Consider the following 14,226-nt stretch of genomic DNA (forward strand, 5'->3'; position numbering starts at 1 on the left):
TGAATACATGAGATTCGAAAAAGGCCGCCATGGACGCGGTCGGCATGCCGTCGCGATGATGGCAATGATGGGTGGTCGGTTCGGCGGCCCGTTCGGAAAGGGCGGACCCTTCGGCGAAGTTGGTCCCCCCGGTGGCGGCCCGTTCAGTGGCGGCCCGTTCGGCGGTGGCCGGGGCGGCCGGGGTGGCGGTCGTCGGGGCGGGCGCATGTTCGGTAGCGGTGAGCTTCGCCTGCTTCTGCTGCATCTCGTGGCAGAACAGCCGCGCCATGGCTATGACCTGATCCGCGCGATCGGCGAGCTTGCCAGTGGCGAATATGCGCCAAGCCCGGGCGTGGTCTACCCTACGCTCAGCCTGCTGGTTGACGAAGGGCTGATCGCGGAAGAGGCAGGTGAAGGCCCGCGCAAGGCTTTCGCTGTTACCGACAGTGGCCGGGCCGAACTGGTTGGCAAGGATGCGGAAATCGACGCGGTCCTCGCCCGGCTCAAGGCGCTGGGCGAACAGCGTGATCGTGCGGACAGTCCGCCGGTCCGCCGGGCAATGGGCAACCTTCACGCAGCCGTGCGCAATCGCGTCATGGCAGAAGGTTTCGATACCGAGACTGCCCATGCCATTGCCGACATCCTCGACGAGGCCGCACGCAGGATCGAACGCCTCTGATGCTCCATGAATCCGCGCTTTCGCGCCGCTTTGAGGATGCATTGGGCCATGATATCCTCTCCCCGGGTAACAGGGGGAGAGGACCCATGGATAACCTGCAAGACAATCCCGTGAAGACACCGGGCCATCTCTGGGCTGTCGGCGTGATCAGTCTGTTATGGAACAGCTTTGGTTGCGTCGACTACGCGATGAGCAAGCTCGATCCGCTTGGTTACATGAAGTCCGTCGGCATGACTGAAGCCGAGATCGCCTACATGCTCGCCATGCCCGCCTGGCTCAGCGCGTTCTGGGCGCTTGGTGTCTGGGGTTCGCTGGCAGGCTCGCTGCTGCTGCTGGTGCGTTCGCGCCATGCCGTTACGGCATTTGCGGTTTCGCTGGGCGGCCTTGCCGCAAGCCAGCTTGCGCATCTTCTCGACAGCACGATGCCCACATCCATGAACTCGGGCGCAATGATGGCGATGAACCTCCTGATCTGGGGCTCGCTCGTGTTCTTCCTGTGGTATGCGATCCGGATGAAGGCTGCAGGCGTGCTGCACTGAGCCTGGCGTCTATTGACCCGCCCGCGACTTGGACTTCTGGCGCACCAGCCTGAGGTAGGTATCGGCGACTGCCTGATTGATCCGGTCCCAGGAGAAGTCGAGACTGCGTTCCTCGCCCGCCATGCCGTGGCGGGCGCGAAGCCCTGCGTCTTCCACATAGCAACGCAGCGCCTCGGCAAACTGGCGGACGGCACCCGGCGTGATCAGGCGGCCCGATACGTTGTCGTCGACGAGGCTCTGGCTTCCGGTCGCTGCTGCGGCAACGACCGGTACGCGGCAAGCCATCGCTTCAAGAGTGACGTTGCCGAAGGTCTCGGTGACCGACGGATTGAAAAGCACGTCCATGCTCGCGACCGCGCGGCCGAGATCGTGCCCGCCCTGGAACCCGGCGAAGACCGCATCGGGCAACCGGGCGGCAAACCAGTCGTGTGCCGGGCCTTCACCAACCACGAGCACGCGATGTTTGACGCCCTTGCGCACCAGCTGGTCGACCGAGTCGGAAAAGACATCGAGGCCTTTCTCCATGACTAGGCGGCCAAGGAAGCCGATCACCACTTCGTCATCACCAATGCCGAGCGAGCGGCGCCATTCGAGACTGCGCGCTCCGGGGTGGAAGATCTCGCGATCGACCCCGCGCGACCAGATGTCGATGTCGTAATTCATCCGCTGGTCGCGCAGCACCTGCGCCATCGATTCCGACGGCGCGACCAGCGCATCGCAGCGGCGGTAGAAGCGACGCATCAGGGCTTCGACCACGGGTTCGGCCCAGGCCATGTTGTAGTAGCGGAAGTAGGTCTCGAACCGGGTGTGGACCGAGGCGAGGATGGGAAGCCTGCGGTGTCGCGCCCACGAAACCGCGCGGTGCGCGACGACGTCGGGTGAGGAGACGTGCACGACGTGGGGGGCAAACGTGGCCAGATCGCGGCGGATGCGTGGGGACAGGGCAAGCGGGAAGCGATACTCGGGACGGCCCGGGATCGCGAACGAGGGTACACCGATCAGCGTGCCGGTTGCCTCGAAGGCGGGTTCATCCACCTTGGGGGCATAGATGCGGACATCCGCGCCCTGGCGCAGAAGATAGCCGACGAGGCGGTTCAACGCCTGGTTCGCGCCATCGCGGACGTAATTGTAGTTGCCGCTGAACAGCGCGACGCGCAGCTTTGAAAGATCGGTCGGGAAGGGGGAGTTTGCCTCGCTCATCGGCTGCGCCATAGCCGGGCCGAAGCCGAATGGCGAGTGACGGTGACCGATTTGCGCGACTTTTGCGCGGTTCGCGTCAGGCGTTGCACGACTGGCCGAGCGCTGCAACTAGCCTTGGAACTGACACCAAGCCTGTCCGCTCACCCTGCAAGGCTCAGCAGGAGTGGAGCAAATGTCCTTTCTCGACAAGATCGTAGCCGTCATCACCCCACCTGAAAGCGATGAAGATCGTCGCGAGGCGCGAGACAAGGCGCAGGCCTTGGCGCGGCCCGGCGACTGGATGACGCATGCGCTGGAACATCATCGCCGCATCGAGGCGTGCTTCGAACTGGCGCTGGGCGCCAATTCCGTCGCCGAGCGGCGTGCCGCACTGCGCGACCTTTCGATGGTGCTGACCGCGCATGCCAATGCCGAAGAGGCAGTTCTCTATCCAGCGATGGCCAATGAGAGCAGCAAGGCAAGTGCTGGGCTGGCGTTCGAGGAGCACGCGATGACGCGCATCCAGATGGGCGCATTGGAGACGCTTGATCCGATGGGCCAGGACTGGCGCGACAAGCTTGGCCATATCCGCGGTGCTGTGCTCCACCATGTCTACGAGGAAGAGGGCAGCCGCTTTCCGGAGCTGCGCCAAGCCATAGATCCGCAGGAAGACAAGCGGCTGACGCGGCGGTTCCTTGAGGAATTCGATCGCTACATGGGTGCCCAGGCTTTCGAGCAGCCGCGGCAGATGGCGGCGGAAATTCCGAAGGATACCGGAAACCGGAATCCGCCCAGCAATTGGGGCGCGGCGGACTACTGAACCTGCCCCAAGTGCCGTACCCGTCCGATCCGGTGCGGTTTTGCGGAAACCAATCCCGCTCGCAGGGATTGGGGCTGCACGACCGGTCTCAGGCAATCCAGAGGGAATATCAATGACTTCGAAGAGCATTTTCACGTGGCCGCTGGCCGCGACGCTGGCGCTCGTCGCCGCTCCGGCCATGGCGCAGGACAGCATGGACAATTCCGACACCACGATGTCCACGGCCACCACCGCCGATGGCTTTGATCGCGACAGCCACTTCGACGGAGTCTACATCCAGGGCTTTGGTGGGATCAGTCTGCTCGGCAATAATCGTGGCCAGTTCGAATTCGATACCGATCGCGATGGCAACTACGGCAATACCGTCCAGACGACGACGGGCGCCAATGCGTTCTCGCCAGGGTTTGCCAACTGCGGTGCCCAGGGCGCGACGCGCGGGGCTGGATGCGTCGCCGACAAGCAGGGCGCGGAATACGGCGTTCGCGTCGGCTTCGATGCGCGGTCGGGCAACATGGTGTTCGGCGGCCTGATCGAAGGTTCGCGCAATGAATCGATCTATCGCTCGACCGCTTTCAGCACCACGCCGGCGTCCTACCGTATCGACCGCCAGCTCGACTACGCCATTTCGGCGCGCGCGCGCCTTGGCTATACCCCGGGCGGCGGCGCTCTGTTCTACGTCACCGGTGGCGGCAGCTACGCCAAGATCAATCATGATTTCTCGACCACCAATACCGCCAATTCGTTCACCGAGCGCGACGACGGCAAGATGATCTGGGGCTGGCAGGCTGGTGGCGGCACCGAGATCATGCTGTCGAACAACCTGTCGCTGGGTTTGGAGTACCTCTACAGCCGGTATCAGGACGACAAGTACGAAGTCGAAGTGGGCCAGGGGACCGCGCCTGCGACCAACCCGTTCCTGCTGAACGGCGGCGGGACCAACCTGCGGGTTGCCGACCGGGTGTTCGACACGCACGCCCTGCGTGCCACTGTCGGCCTGCGTTTCTAAGAACGAGACGAAATACCTGCTGCGCGCCAGAAACGCGCGGGACAGCGAACCCGGAGAAGCTGCGGCGACATGCATCGCCGCAGCTTTTTCGTGTCCCGCGCGGCCCGCATGGGCATCGCGCCGGACCTCGTCGACCGCCCGGCGGGCGCCAGAGGGTTGACGCTGTTTACACAGTTCAGGAGCGCAATCGCGGGCAAGCGATCGGGGCAGATCGATTGGCTGTGGGAATGCGCGGCCTGCGCCTTCCAAGAGGGCGGCGTTCAGGCGAATCAGCATTCCCGGAACCTGGCCACCCCGGCCCATCCTGCCTACAGGAGCGAGGAAAATCGGCGGTTTTCCGGTGTTTGAGCGGTGGTGGTGTTGGCGGGCAGCGTGATGGGGGCAGGGTGCGACATGGCGGGGATGCTATGTCAGCTGATGCCTTGTAGGACAGCGGTTTTTGTGCCTGTTTTGTTCAGGAAAGCTGGCGATTGTTCGCCATTTATGCTGACGTGGGCGTCAGCATCCCGTGGTGGTGAAATGCCCACCCCGAACCCTTCCGCCTGCCGGTGCGGAGAAGGTTGGAGCGGCTCTACGCACGTCGCTTGACGGACAAGCAAAAAGGGCGGCCCGAGGGAGCCGCCCTTTGTTATTCCTTATGCCGCTTCCTTCTTCCGCGACGCCTTCTTGCGCTCGTTCGGGTCGAGGATGGCCTTGCGGATGCGGATCGACTTTGGCGTGACTTCGACCATTTCATCGTCGTCGATGTAGGCGATGGCCTGCTCCAGCGTCATGATCTTGGGCGGGGTCAGGCGGATGGCGTCGTCCTTGCCGCTCGAACGGAAGTTCGTCAGCTGCTTGGACTTCATCGGGTTGACCTCGAGGTCTTCCGGCTTGGCGTTCTCGCCGATGATCATGCCTTCGTAGAGCGGGGTGCCGACGCCGACGAAGAGGATGCCGCGCTCTTCAAGCGGACCAAGCGCATAGGCAACGGCTTCGCCGGTGCCGTTGGAGATCAGCACGCCGTTCTTGCGGCCTTCGATCTTGCCCTTGTGCGGACCGTACTTCTCAAACAGGCGGTTCATGATGCCGGTGCCGCGGGTGTCCGAGAGGAATTCGCCGTGGTAGCCGATCAGCCCGCGCGAAGGGGCCGAGAACGTGATGCGGGTCTTGCCGCCGCCCGAGGGGCGCATGTCGGTCAGCTCGGCCTTGCGCATGGCCATCTTGTCAACCACGGTGCCCGAGTGCTCGTCGTCCACGTCGATCATGACGGTTTCGTACGGTTCGAGCTGGTTGCCGTCCTCGTCCTTCTGGAACAGCACGCGCGGGCGGCTGATGCCGAGTTCGAAGCCTTCGCGGCGCATCGTCTCGATCAGGACGCCCAGCTGGAGTTCGCCACGGCCGGCGACTTCGAAGCTGTCCTTGTCGGCCGATTCCGTGATGCGGATGGCGACGTTGGATTCCGCCTCGCGCTCCAGACGGTCGCGGATCATGCGGCTGGTGACCTTGCTGCCTTCGCGGCCTGCCATCGGGCTGTCGTTCACGGCAAAGCGCATAGACAGGGTCGGCGGGTCGATCGGCTGGGCCTTGATCGGCACGGTGACTTCCGGCGCGGCGATGGTGTTCGACACGGTGGCGACGGTGAGGCCGGCGAGGGAGATGATGTCGCCCGCGCGGGCTTCATCGACCGGCACGCGATCGAGGCCACGGAAGGTCATGATCTTGGAAGCGCGGCCGGTTTCGATGACCTTGCCGTCCATGTCGAGCGCACGGATCGGATCGTTGACGCGGATCACGCCCGACTGGACGCGGCCGGTGAGCACGCGGCCAAGGAAGTTGTCACGATCCAGCAGCGTGGCGAGGAAGGTGAACGGTGCGTCTTCATCGAGGTTCGGCGGCGGCACGTGATCGACGATGAGCTGGAACATCGGCTCCAGCGTGCCTTCGCGGCGATCGGGATCGGTGCTGGCATAGCCATTGCGGCCCGAGGCGTAGAGCACGGGGAATTCGAGCTGTTCGTCGTTGGCATCGAGCGTGACGAAGAGGTCGAACACTTCGTCGAGCACTTCCTGGATGCGCTCGTCCGGACGGTCGACCTTGTTTACCACGACGATCGGGCGCAGGCCGAGGGCGAGCGCCTTGCCGGTGACGAACTTCGTCTGCGGCATCGCGCCTTCCGAGCTGTCGACCAGCAGGATCACGCCGTCGACCATCGAGAGGATACGCTCCACCTCGCCGCCGAAGTCAGCGTGGCCGGGCGTGTCGACGATGTTGATGCGCACGCCGTTCCATTCGATCGAGGTCGGCTTGGCGAGAATGGTGATCCCGCGTTCCTTTTCGAGATCGTTGGAATCCATCGCGCGCTCTTCCACGCGCTGATTGTCGCGGAAAGTGCCGGACTGGCGGAAGAGCTGGTCGACGAGCGTGGTCTTGCCGTGGTCAACGTGGGCGATGATCGCGATATTGCGCTGCTGGGCGGACATGAAAACGGGCTTTCAGTTGGAATCGGCTGGAGTCGGCACAAGCAAGGCTCGCTCCGGTTTCGGCGCGCGCTTACTCGCAATTGTGCGTTGCGGCAAGCACGCTTCTATAAAGGCATGCGTTGCAGCGAACACGCTTCTGTAAAGGCCTGCATTGCTACAAGCACGCTGAATGCGGGAAGGCGCGTTGCGGCAAGCTGGGCGTGGAACAGCAGCCAAGCGGTTGCAGGTGTGACTATCATGCAACAGCGCATGAAAATGCATGGGGACCGCGAAGGATTTCATCGAACTGGAATTGTTCGCATGTTTTCCGCGCCCTAGAAGGTCGGGTGGGAAACAGGATGACCTTCCGGCCGGATGACGGCCACCGTCCGGCGAAGGCCCGGCGGGTGAATAGAGGAACAGTTTTGCAGATGAAATCCTTGTATGCCGGTCGTGCCGGCCAGGCCGCGCTTCTTGCTGGAGCTTGCGGACTTGCTCTTGCGTTTTCCGCCACCGCCCACGCGCAGGACGCTGCCGTCGCGGCCGAGGAGGAAGCTCAGCCGGCACCGCCCGCGCCCGATCAGGCGGCAGAGGGCAACGAGATCATCGTCACCGCCACGAAGCGCGAACAGACCCTGCAGGACGTGCCGATTGCCGTCTCTGTAACGAGCGCGAAGACGCTGGAGCAGGCGCAGATCCGCGATCTGAAGGACCTGACGAGCGTGGTGCCCTCGCTGCGGGTGACGCAGCTGCAATCGAGCGCGAACACCAACTTCATCATCCGCGGCTTCGGCAACGGCGCCAACAACGCCGGTATCGAACCATCGGTCGGCGTGTTCATCGACGGCGTCTACCGCTCGCGCTCTGCCGCGCAGATCGGCGACTTCCCCGACGTGCAGCGCATCGAAGTGCTGCGCGGGCCGCAATCGACCTTGTTCGGCAAGAATGCCAGCGTCGGCGTGATCTCGATCGTGACCGCCGCGCCCAAGTTCGACTTCGGTGGCAATGTCGAGGCGAGCTACGGCAATTACGATGCGGTCGTGCTCAAGGGCGTGGTCACCGGGCCGGTGACGGACGGGCTGGCGGTGAGCCTTGCCGGCGGCGTCAACAAGCGCGACGGGTACAACAAGGACCTCGGCACCGGCAACGAAACCAACGAGCGAAATCGCTGGTTCGTGCGTGGCCAGGCGTTGTGGGAACCCAATGCCCAGGCGCGGGTGCGCCTGATCGGCGATTATTCGAAGATTGACGAGAACTGCTGCGGGGTGGTCAACCTCCGGCCCAGCTCTGCGACGCAGGCGATCCGTTCTCTGGGCGGGCGCGTCAACGGACCTGACGAGATCTACGCCAACCGGGTCTATTCGAATATCGATTCGGTCAACGACATCGAAAACTGGGGGGCTTCGGGCCAGGTCGACTACGACTTCGGTCCGCTGACCTTCACCTCGATCACTGCCTACCGGCGGCTGGACGCCTTCACCAATCAGGATTCCGACTTCACCAGTGCGGATCTGATCGGGTTCAATGCACAGGATCAGGGCATCAAGACCTTCACGCAGGAACTGCGTGCGGCCACCAACATGGATGGCCCGCTCAACTTCCTCGTAGGCGGATATTACTTCAACGAAAGCATCCGTCAGTCCAACCAGCTTGGCTGGGGCGAGGACGCGCGCGGTTATGCCGACGTGCTGATCCGGGGGCTGACGCAGAACACCCAGTCGCTTTCGAGCATCGAGGCGACGATCAGCGGGCTGACCGGCACCAACTACACGGGCCGGTTCTTCGTGGCCGGGCAGAAGCTGGACGAGCGCTATCGCCTCAAGAATGAGGCTTTCTCGGTCTTCGGCCAGGCAGACTTCAAGATCGGTGACCGTGTGACCGTGACGGGCGGCATCAACTACACCAAGGACAAGAAGGACTTTGCCGCCTCGGCAACGTCGTCTGACGTGTTTGCGAACCTCGATCTGGTGCAGATTGGCGGTACGGCCTTGAGCCGCGGCTTCATTTCGACCGCGCTGGGCACGACGGACACGCTGGCCATTGCCGCCTTCGCACAGGCCAATCCGACGGTGTTTGCCAACCTTCAGGCCCAGGCTTCAGGCTTCGCGGCGCTGAACGCGAACCTTTCGACCCAGCAAGCGGCTGCGGACAGCAATCCTCTTACGGTCGGCAATCCGCTGCTGGCGCTGCAGGATCTGCAGTACCTGCCGCCCTTCCTGGCCGTGCCCAACGCGGTGGAGCCGGGCCGGACCCGTGACGACAAGTTCACCTACATCGTCCGCGTTGCCTATGACCTGACCGACGACATCAACGTCTATGCAAGCTATGCGACGGGTTTCAAGGCGAGCTCGATCAACCTCTCGCGCGACAGCCGCCCGCTGCTGAGCGATCGCGACGCGCTGATTGCGCGGGGACTGACCGTCGTCAACCAGACCTATGGCAGCCGGTTTGCCGGCCCTGAAAGCTCCACCGTCTATGAAATCGGGCTGAAGGCTGACTGGGGGCTGGTCACGGCAAACCTTGCCGCGTTCGACCAGCGGATCAATGGCTTCCAGTCCAACACCTTCACAGGGTCGGGCTTCGTGCTGGCCAACGCCGGCAAGCAGTCTGTTCGCGGTATCGAGTTCGAAGGTACGGTGAAGCCGGCCAAGGGCTGGCAGTTCAACGTGGCGATGACCTACCTTGATCCGAAGTACGACAGCTTCGTGCTTTCGGCGGTGGGCGACCTTTCGAAGACGCGACCGGCAGGCATTCCGGCGATCTCGTCGACTTTCGCGGCGAGCTATGACCATGAGTTCGACAGCGGCCACCACCTGATCCTGCGCGGCGACTTCCATTATGAATCGCCGGTGCAGATTGCCGAGGGGCTGCCCGGCTTCCTCGATGGCGGCACGCGCGTGGCGATCGAAGCGGCGCGGCCGTTCCGCCGTGAAGTGAACGAGGCCAATGCCTCGATCACCTGGGCCATGCCGAGCGGGTTCGAACTGACGCTGTGGGGACGCAACCTGACGGACAACCGCTATCTCCTGCAGATCTTCGATACCCCGGCCCAGCCCGGATCGATCTCTGGCTATACCAGCCAGCCGCGCACTTATGGCGTGGCGGCACGCTACCGGTTCTGAGGCGCGGGCTTCGGAAGGGGGAAGGGGAGCTTCGGCTCCCCTTTTTCGCATCAGGGCTGCCGCCGAGCGGCCAGGTCAGCGGCTGGGCGTGCTCTCGGCTGTTGCGACCTGTGCGGGGGTGAAGGGCCTGGCATGAAGTGGCGGGAAGGCGTCTTCCAGCGGCTTGCTATCGGGCAGGATGTAGACGTAGCCGCCTTTCTTGCCGAACATGGGGGCGATCTTGCCGTTGTAGAGCGCCTTAGGCACGTTGATGCAGCCGAAGGTTATGCGGTTGTCGTCCACGTCGGGCGAAAGCATGCGTTTGGCCCGGTTCTCCTTGGGATTTCCCGGCGGGATGGTGTGGATGGCGACCGAGGTGGCGTAATCGACCCAGAGAACGCGGGTGTTTCCCGCAGCCTTGCCGAAGCGGGCAAGGAAGCGACCGGCCGGGGTGGTCTTCTCGGCGGGGCCGATTTCGGCAAGGCTCTTGTTTCCGACGCCAGGCGTGGCGTCGTCACCCAAGGCGCGGCCGATCAGCACCGGACCGAAGCCCACCGGCTTGCCGCTCGCATCGAAGGCGAAAACCGTGGCGCTTGGCTTGTCGATCACGAGGAAGGGCAGCCCGTTGTTGTCTGCGGTCTCCGTCACCCATGACGTCACGCGTTGTGTCGGGATCGTCAAGTCGGGCAGTTGGACGGGCTTCTGGACGGATTTCGTGCTCTTGCGCTTTTGCGACTTGGCCTTCGAAGCTGTCGCCGTTGCCGCTTCGGCGGGGTCGGTCATCACAGAGGGGAGAGCCAGCGCCAGGCCGGCAAGCGCCGCAAGAGCCTTCATCATTTCGAACTTCACTCGCACCAAAGACGAAAAACCGGACAGGCCTTCCCTGGTTTTCTGACCACAGAAGACCTGTCCGGCACTTTAACGCGACAGTGGCCGATTAGTTGCGCGGACGCTTCTGCTGGGCCTGCATCATGCGCTGGTCCATGCTGTCGACGCGGCCAGTGAGCTGGTCGAGACGCTGGGTGTTGGTCTGGGCCTGCGCGTTGGCGGCCTGCGCTTCGCTGCGGGCAGCCTGGGCAACGCCGTCAGTTGCCTGGAGGCGGCTTTCCACGCCATCGATACGCTGGTTGACCGTGGCGATCTGCTCGTTGACGTAGCCCTTGGTGGCGCAACCGCCGAGGCCCAGCGAGCCAGCGAGAATCGCTACGGCGGGGATGATCTTGAGAGACGGCGTCATGTAATGCTCCTTGATGAAACCTGTTGGTTTTTTGGCGAACCGCAGCGGCAACGCGCAGATGCGCCAAACAGACATGGTTGAATCGGTGGAGCGTTGGTTGGTGGGGGCGAGTTGCGGAACGCGCGCCAGGGCGTTTCGGGGCGTCGATGACCGGTGTGCAGGCAAGGCGATCCGACAGCGTGCGGATTGCAGGTGGCGAATGCCCACCCCCCGACCCCTTCCGGCTGCGGGAAGGGTAGATAACTGTCGCCTGTTCGGAAACGAAAAGGGCGCGCCTTGCGGCACGCCCCTTGCGGTTTGCATAAGCGCGGTCTCGGGCCTACTTCGGCGCGAGGACCATCAGCATCTGGCGGCCTTCCATGCGGGGGAAGGCTTCGATCTTGGCGATTTCAGCCACATCGTCCTGCACCTTGCGCAGGAGGTTCATGCCGAGCTGCTGGTGCGAAAGCTCACGGCCGCGGAAGCGCAGCGTGATCTTCACCTTGTCGCCTTCACCGATGAACTTCACGACGTTACGCATCTTCGTGTCGTAATCGTGGTCATCGATGTTCGGACGCATCTTGATCTCCTTGATCTCCTGCGTCTTCTGGCTCTTGCGCGCGAGGTTGGCCTTCTTCTGCGCCTCGTAGCGGAACTTGCCCACGTCGAGGAACTTGCAGACCGGCGGATCCGCATTCGGGGAAACTTCAACGAGGTCGAGGCCGACTTCGGCGGCCTGTTCGATCGCTTCACGGGTGTACATCACACCCAGGTTCTCGCCGTTCTCGTCGATCACGCGCACCTTGGGCACGTTGATCATCTGGTTGTAGCGAGGCCCGCTCTTGACGGGGGGCGCCATCATGCGCCGCGGTGGGGGAGCTATAGTGCTTTCTCCTGCAGTTTTTGCCCAATATGGTTCCGCGCGCTCATATCACAATGCGCGCACAGATAAAGGGCGGTTTTGCCCTTGGTTCTAAAGCCGACGGGTTTCGCGAAAGCATGTTGCTTTCAGGCTGCAGCGCGCCAGAGATTGAAGCGGGCCAGCTTTGCCCCGGCAGGGACGATCGCATCGATCGAGCGGGCGGGCTGCAATGCCGCCAGAATTGCCGGGTCGCCTGCGTCCATGCCTCCGGTCAAAGCGCCAAAAGCGGGAAGAATCAGGCGGTTCTCGCTCGCGACGGCACAGGGGCGGGCAATGGTGCGACCGCGGATCGAGACGCGCAGCTTGGGGTGGAAGTGCCCTGAGACTTCGGCTTCGTCGGTGCCTTTGCGGGCGATGTGGCGCAGGGTGAGACCGCGAACGGCCAGCTCGTCAACCAATGTGCCGCCGGGGGCAGATGCGTCTTCGTCGTGGTTTCCGGTGATCCAGACCCAGTCTGTCGCGCGGGTGAGGGCATCAAGCATGCCAGCGGCGTAAGGCTCCATTCGAGCGACGGCGGCGGCATCGTGGAACGAGTCGCCCAGGCAGAAGACGCGGCGGGCGCCGGTCTCGCGCAGGGCCTCGGCAATCCGTTCGAGAGTGGCGCGACTGTCATACGGGGGGAGCATCTGGCCGTGGCGCGCGAAGAAGCTGGCCTTTTCGAGGTGAAGGTCAGCCACCAGCAGCGCATTTTCTTCCACCCAATAAAGCGCGCGGGATGCACCGAGGCGGAATTCCTGCCCGACGAACTGAAAAGGTGCGAACGAAAAGGGAACCATGGCTTTCCCTTGCCGGATCGCGATTCCCTTGGCAAGTCGCCATGACAGACCTTTGGGGGAATGCATGACCGACTGGACGACCCACACCATCCGCGCTCGCGCCTGGTTCGAGAGCTTGCGTGACCGGATCTGCGCGGAGTTCGAGGCGATCGAGCGCGAAGCGGGGTCGGATGCGTCGTTTGCCTATACGCCGTGGAACCGGGAGCATGACGGCGAAGCTGTCGAAAACGGCGGCGGCGGTGTGCAGGGCCTGATGAAGGGCAAGGTGTTCGAGAAGGTCGGCGTCAACGTCTCGACTGTGCAGGGCGAGTTCTCGAAGGACTTCGCCGGATCGGTCAACGGGGCGAGCGCAGAGGCACCGGGCTTCACTGCGACGGGGATCAGCCTGGTGGCGCACATGCGCAATCCGCACGTGCCGGCGGTCCACATGAACACGCGCTTCCTGACGACCAGCAAGGCGTGGTTCGGCGGTGGCGGCGATCTCAACCCGCCGATCCCCTATGAGGAAGACACGGCCGAGTTCCACGCCGAGTACAAGGCGGCCTGCGACAAGCACGATCCGGAATACTACCCGAAGTTCAAGAAGTGGGCGGATGACTACTTCTGGATCCCGCACCGCAAGGTCCATCGCGGCGTTGGGGGCATTTTCTACGACCACCTCGAATGTGCTGACGATGCCGCATTCGAAGCCAACTTCGCCTTCACGCGCGATGTGGGCGAGGCGTTCATCAACGTCTTCCCGCGTCTGGTGAGGAAGCGGATGGGAATGGACTACTCGCCGGCAGAGAAGCTGACCCAGCTCGAATATCGCGGTCGCTATGCCGAGTTCAATCTGGTGTGGGACAGGGGTACGCTGTTCGGTCTCAAGACCGGCGGGAACATCGATGCGATCCTGATGAGCCTGCCACCGGAAGCCGTCTGGAGCTGACGTGATCGAGGCGGAAGGCCCGGCGCTGCCCCGTGGGTTCCACAACGTTGCGCCGGGCGATCTGGCTTGCGTCGTGACCTCGCTCGAAATGCGCCAGCCGCCGGCGGGCTTGCGTCGGCTGGTGCCCGAAGGCGACGTTCCGGTGCAACTGGTGCGCTGGAAGGACTGCGCGCCCGAGAAATACCGGCTGCTCTATCGTCGCGTGGGTGAGCCCTGGCTGTGGTGGTCGCGGCTGGCCATGTCGGACGCGGAACTGGCGGCGATCATTCACGATCCGCAGGTGCAGGTCCATGCCGTGGTGGACAGGGCGCGGGTCGAGGTCGGCATGCTGGAGCTGGACTTCCGTGCGGCCGGGTCGTGCGAGATAGCGTTCTTCGGACTGATCCCCGGGGCGACCGGCAAGGGCCTTGGCAAGTGGTTGATGCGGCGGGCGCTGCAGATGGCCTGGGTGCCCGGCGTTGAGCGGGTGTGGGTACACACCTGCACGCTCGACGATCCACGCGCCCTGGGGTTCTACATGGGACAGGGCTTTGCGCCCTATGCACGGCACGTTGAAATCTTTCCTGACCCCCGCGTCGCAGGACTGTTGCCGGAAAGTGCCGGAACCGAGCCGATCATCGGCTGATCGACCAATACGATT

14 protein-coding genes are annotated in these 14,226 nt (G+C 63.5%); 8 read left to right on the forward strand and 6 right to left on the reverse strand.

Going from position 1 to position 14,226, the window contains the following annotated elements; genetic code table 11:
• Nucleotides 1–7 precede the first annotated feature (7 nt).
• Together AC1Q5P_RS18880 and AC1Q5P_RS18885 are read left to right on the forward strand one after the other, a co-directional pair.
• On the forward strand, nt 8–658 hold the full coding sequence (locus AC1Q5P_RS18880; RefSeq protein WP_492519761.1) for a PadR family transcriptional regulator: 651 nt from the start codon (nt 8–10) through the stop codon (nt 656–658).
• 86 nt (nt 659–744) lie between these two features.
• A complete protein-coding gene (locus AC1Q5P_RS18885) occupies nt 745–1,197 on the forward strand; it encodes a hypothetical protein (protein WP_193827961.1) in 453 nt (150 codons plus the stop codon).
• Between the two features lie 9 nt (nt 1,198–1,206).
• Here the strand turns inward: AC1Q5P_RS18885 and AC1Q5P_RS18890 are convergent, their stop codons facing one another.
• Nucleotides 1,207–2,397: a glycosyltransferase family 4 protein gene (locus AC1Q5P_RS18890; RefSeq protein WP_039335294.1), complete on the reverse strand. Its 1,191-nt coding sequence runs from the start codon at nt 2,395–2,397 to the stop codon at nt 1,207–1,209.
• 172 nt (nt 2,398–2,569) lie between these two features.
• Here AC1Q5P_RS18890 and AC1Q5P_RS18895 point away from each other — a divergent pair, with 172 nt between their 5' ends.
• The 3 genes from AC1Q5P_RS18895 to AC1Q5P_RS18905 all read left to right on the forward strand — a co-directional run bounded on the left by AC1Q5P_RS18895 (nt 2,570) and on the right by AC1Q5P_RS18905 (nt 4,550).
• On the forward strand, nt 2,570–3,196 hold the full coding sequence (locus tag AC1Q5P_RS18895; protein WP_492519762.1) for a hemerythrin domain-containing protein: 627 nt from the start codon (nt 2,570–2,572) through the stop codon (nt 3,194–3,196).
• Nucleotides 3,197–3,308: 112 nt separating this feature from the next.
• Entirely contained in the window at nt 3,309–4,202 is an 894-nt protein-coding gene (locus tag AC1Q5P_RS18900; protein ID WP_492476588.1) for an outer membrane protein, read from the forward strand.
• 69 nt (nt 4,203–4,271) lie between these two features.
• On the forward strand, nt 4,272–4,550 hold the full coding sequence (locus tag AC1Q5P_RS18905; RefSeq protein WP_492519763.1) for a hypothetical protein: 279 nt from the start codon (nt 4,272–4,274) through the stop codon (nt 4,548–4,550).
• A gap of 287 nt (nt 4,551–4,837) precedes the next feature.
• Here the strand turns inward: AC1Q5P_RS18905 and typA are convergent, their stop codons facing one another.
• Complete coding sequence (typA, locus tag AC1Q5P_RS18910) at nt 4,838–6,664, reverse strand: translational GTPase TypA (RefSeq protein WP_492519764.1); 1,827 nt, start codon at nt 6,662–6,664, stop codon at nt 4,838–4,840.
• 410 nt (nt 6,665–7,074) lie between these two features.
• Here typA and AC1Q5P_RS18915 point away from each other — a divergent pair, with 410 nt between their 5' ends.
• Nucleotides 7,075–9,765: a TonB-dependent receptor gene (locus AC1Q5P_RS18915; RefSeq protein ID WP_492519765.1), complete on the forward strand. Its 2,691-nt coding sequence runs from the start codon at nt 7,075–7,077 to the stop codon at nt 9,763–9,765.
• Nucleotides 9,766–9,840: 75 nt separating this feature from the next.
• On the opposite strand, the gene AC1Q5P_RS18920 is transcribed toward AC1Q5P_RS18915, so the two are convergent.
• The 4 genes from AC1Q5P_RS18920 to pdeM form a co-directional block, all read right to left on the reverse strand.
• Complete coding sequence (locus AC1Q5P_RS18920) at nt 9,841–10,527, reverse strand: hypothetical protein (RefSeq protein ID WP_492519775.1); 687 nt, start codon at nt 10,525–10,527, stop codon at nt 9,841–9,843.
• Between the two features lie 154 nt (nt 10,528–10,681).
• Entirely contained in the window at nt 10,682–10,981 is a 300-nt protein-coding gene (locus tag AC1Q5P_RS18925) for a hypothetical protein (RefSeq protein WP_039335290.1), read from the reverse strand.
• A 319-nt stretch (nt 10,982–11,300) separates the two neighbouring features.
• On the reverse strand, nt 11,301–11,822 hold the full coding sequence (infC, locus tag AC1Q5P_RS18930) for a translation initiation factor IF-3 (protein ID WP_039335224.1): 522 nt from the start codon (nt 11,820–11,822) through the stop codon (nt 11,301–11,303).
• A gap of 146 nt (nt 11,823–11,968) precedes the next feature.
• A complete protein-coding gene (gene pdeM, locus AC1Q5P_RS18935; RefSeq protein WP_492519766.1) occupies nt 11,969–12,658 on the reverse strand; it encodes a ligase-associated DNA damage response endonuclease PdeM in 690 nt (229 codons plus the stop codon).
• Nucleotides 12,659–12,722: 64 nt separating this feature from the next.
• Between pdeM and hemF the strand changes: the two genes are divergently transcribed.
• Nucleotides 12,723–13,586: an oxygen-dependent coproporphyrinogen oxidase gene (gene hemF, locus AC1Q5P_RS18940; protein ID WP_492519767.1), complete on the forward strand. Its 864-nt coding sequence runs from the start codon at nt 12,723–12,725 to the stop codon at nt 13,584–13,586.
• A gap of 88 nt (nt 13,587–13,674) precedes the next feature.
• Nucleotides 13,675–14,211, forward strand: coding sequence for a GNAT family N-acetyltransferase (locus AC1Q5P_RS18945; protein ID WP_492519776.1), 537 nt, complete (start codon nt 13,675–13,677; stop codon nt 14,209–14,211).
• Nucleotides 14,212–14,226: the final 15 nt, after the last annotated feature.

The sequence above is a fragment of the Novosphingobium sp. GW835-FHT14H07 genome (assembly GCF_058793515.1).

Bases quoted from the DNA above. Each gene is read 5' to 3' on its own strand.
- AC1Q5P_RS18905 (WP_492519763.1), top strand. From the start codon at position 4,272: ATGCATCGCCGCAGCTTTTTCGTGTCCCGCGCGGCCCGCATGGGCATC.
- AC1Q5P_RS18880 (WP_492519761.1), top strand. From the start codon at position 8: ATGAGATTCGAAAAAGGCCGCCATGGACGCGGTCGGCATGCCGTCGCG.
- AC1Q5P_RS18890 (WP_039335294.1), bottom strand. From the start codon at position 2,397: ATGAGCGAGGCAAACTCCCCCTTCCCGACCGATCTTTCAAAGCTGCGC.
- AC1Q5P_RS18945 (WP_492519776.1), top strand. From the start codon at position 13,675: ATGCGCCAGCCGCCGGCGGGCTTGCGTCGGCTGGTGCCCGAAGGCGAC.
- typA (WP_492519764.1), bottom strand. From the start codon at position 6,664: ATGTCCGCCCAGCAGCGCAATATCGCGATCATCGCCCACGTTGACCAC.
- AC1Q5P_RS18925 (WP_039335290.1), bottom strand. From the start codon at position 10,981: ATGACGCCGTCTCTCAAGATCATCCCCGCCGTAGCGATTCTCGCTGGC.
- infC (WP_039335224.1), bottom strand. From the start codon at position 11,822: ATGATGGCGCCCCCCGTCAAGAGCGGGCCTCGCTACAACCAGATGATC.
- AC1Q5P_RS18900 (WP_492476588.1), top strand. From the start codon at position 3,309: ATGACTTCGAAGAGCATTTTCACGTGGCCGCTGGCCGCGACGCTGGCG.
- AC1Q5P_RS18885 (WP_193827961.1), top strand. From the start codon at position 745: ATGGATAACCTGCAAGACAATCCCGTGAAGACACCGGGCCATCTCTGG.
- AC1Q5P_RS18920 (WP_492519775.1), bottom strand. From the start codon at position 10,527: ATGACCGACCCCGCCGAAGCGGCAACGGCGACAGCTTCGAAGGCCAAG.
- AC1Q5P_RS18915 (WP_492519765.1), top strand. From the start codon at position 7,075: ATGAAATCCTTGTATGCCGGTCGTGCCGGCCAGGCCGCGCTTCTTGCT.
- AC1Q5P_RS18895 (WP_492519762.1), top strand. From the start codon at position 2,570: ATGTCCTTTCTCGACAAGATCGTAGCCGTCATCACCCCACCTGAAAGC.
- pdeM (WP_492519766.1), bottom strand. From the start codon at position 12,658: ATGGTTCCCTTTTCGTTCGCACCTTTTCAGTTCGTCGGGCAGGAATTC.
- hemF (WP_492519767.1), top strand. From the start codon at position 12,723: ATGACCGACTGGACGACCCACACCATCCGCGCTCGCGCCTGGTTCGAG.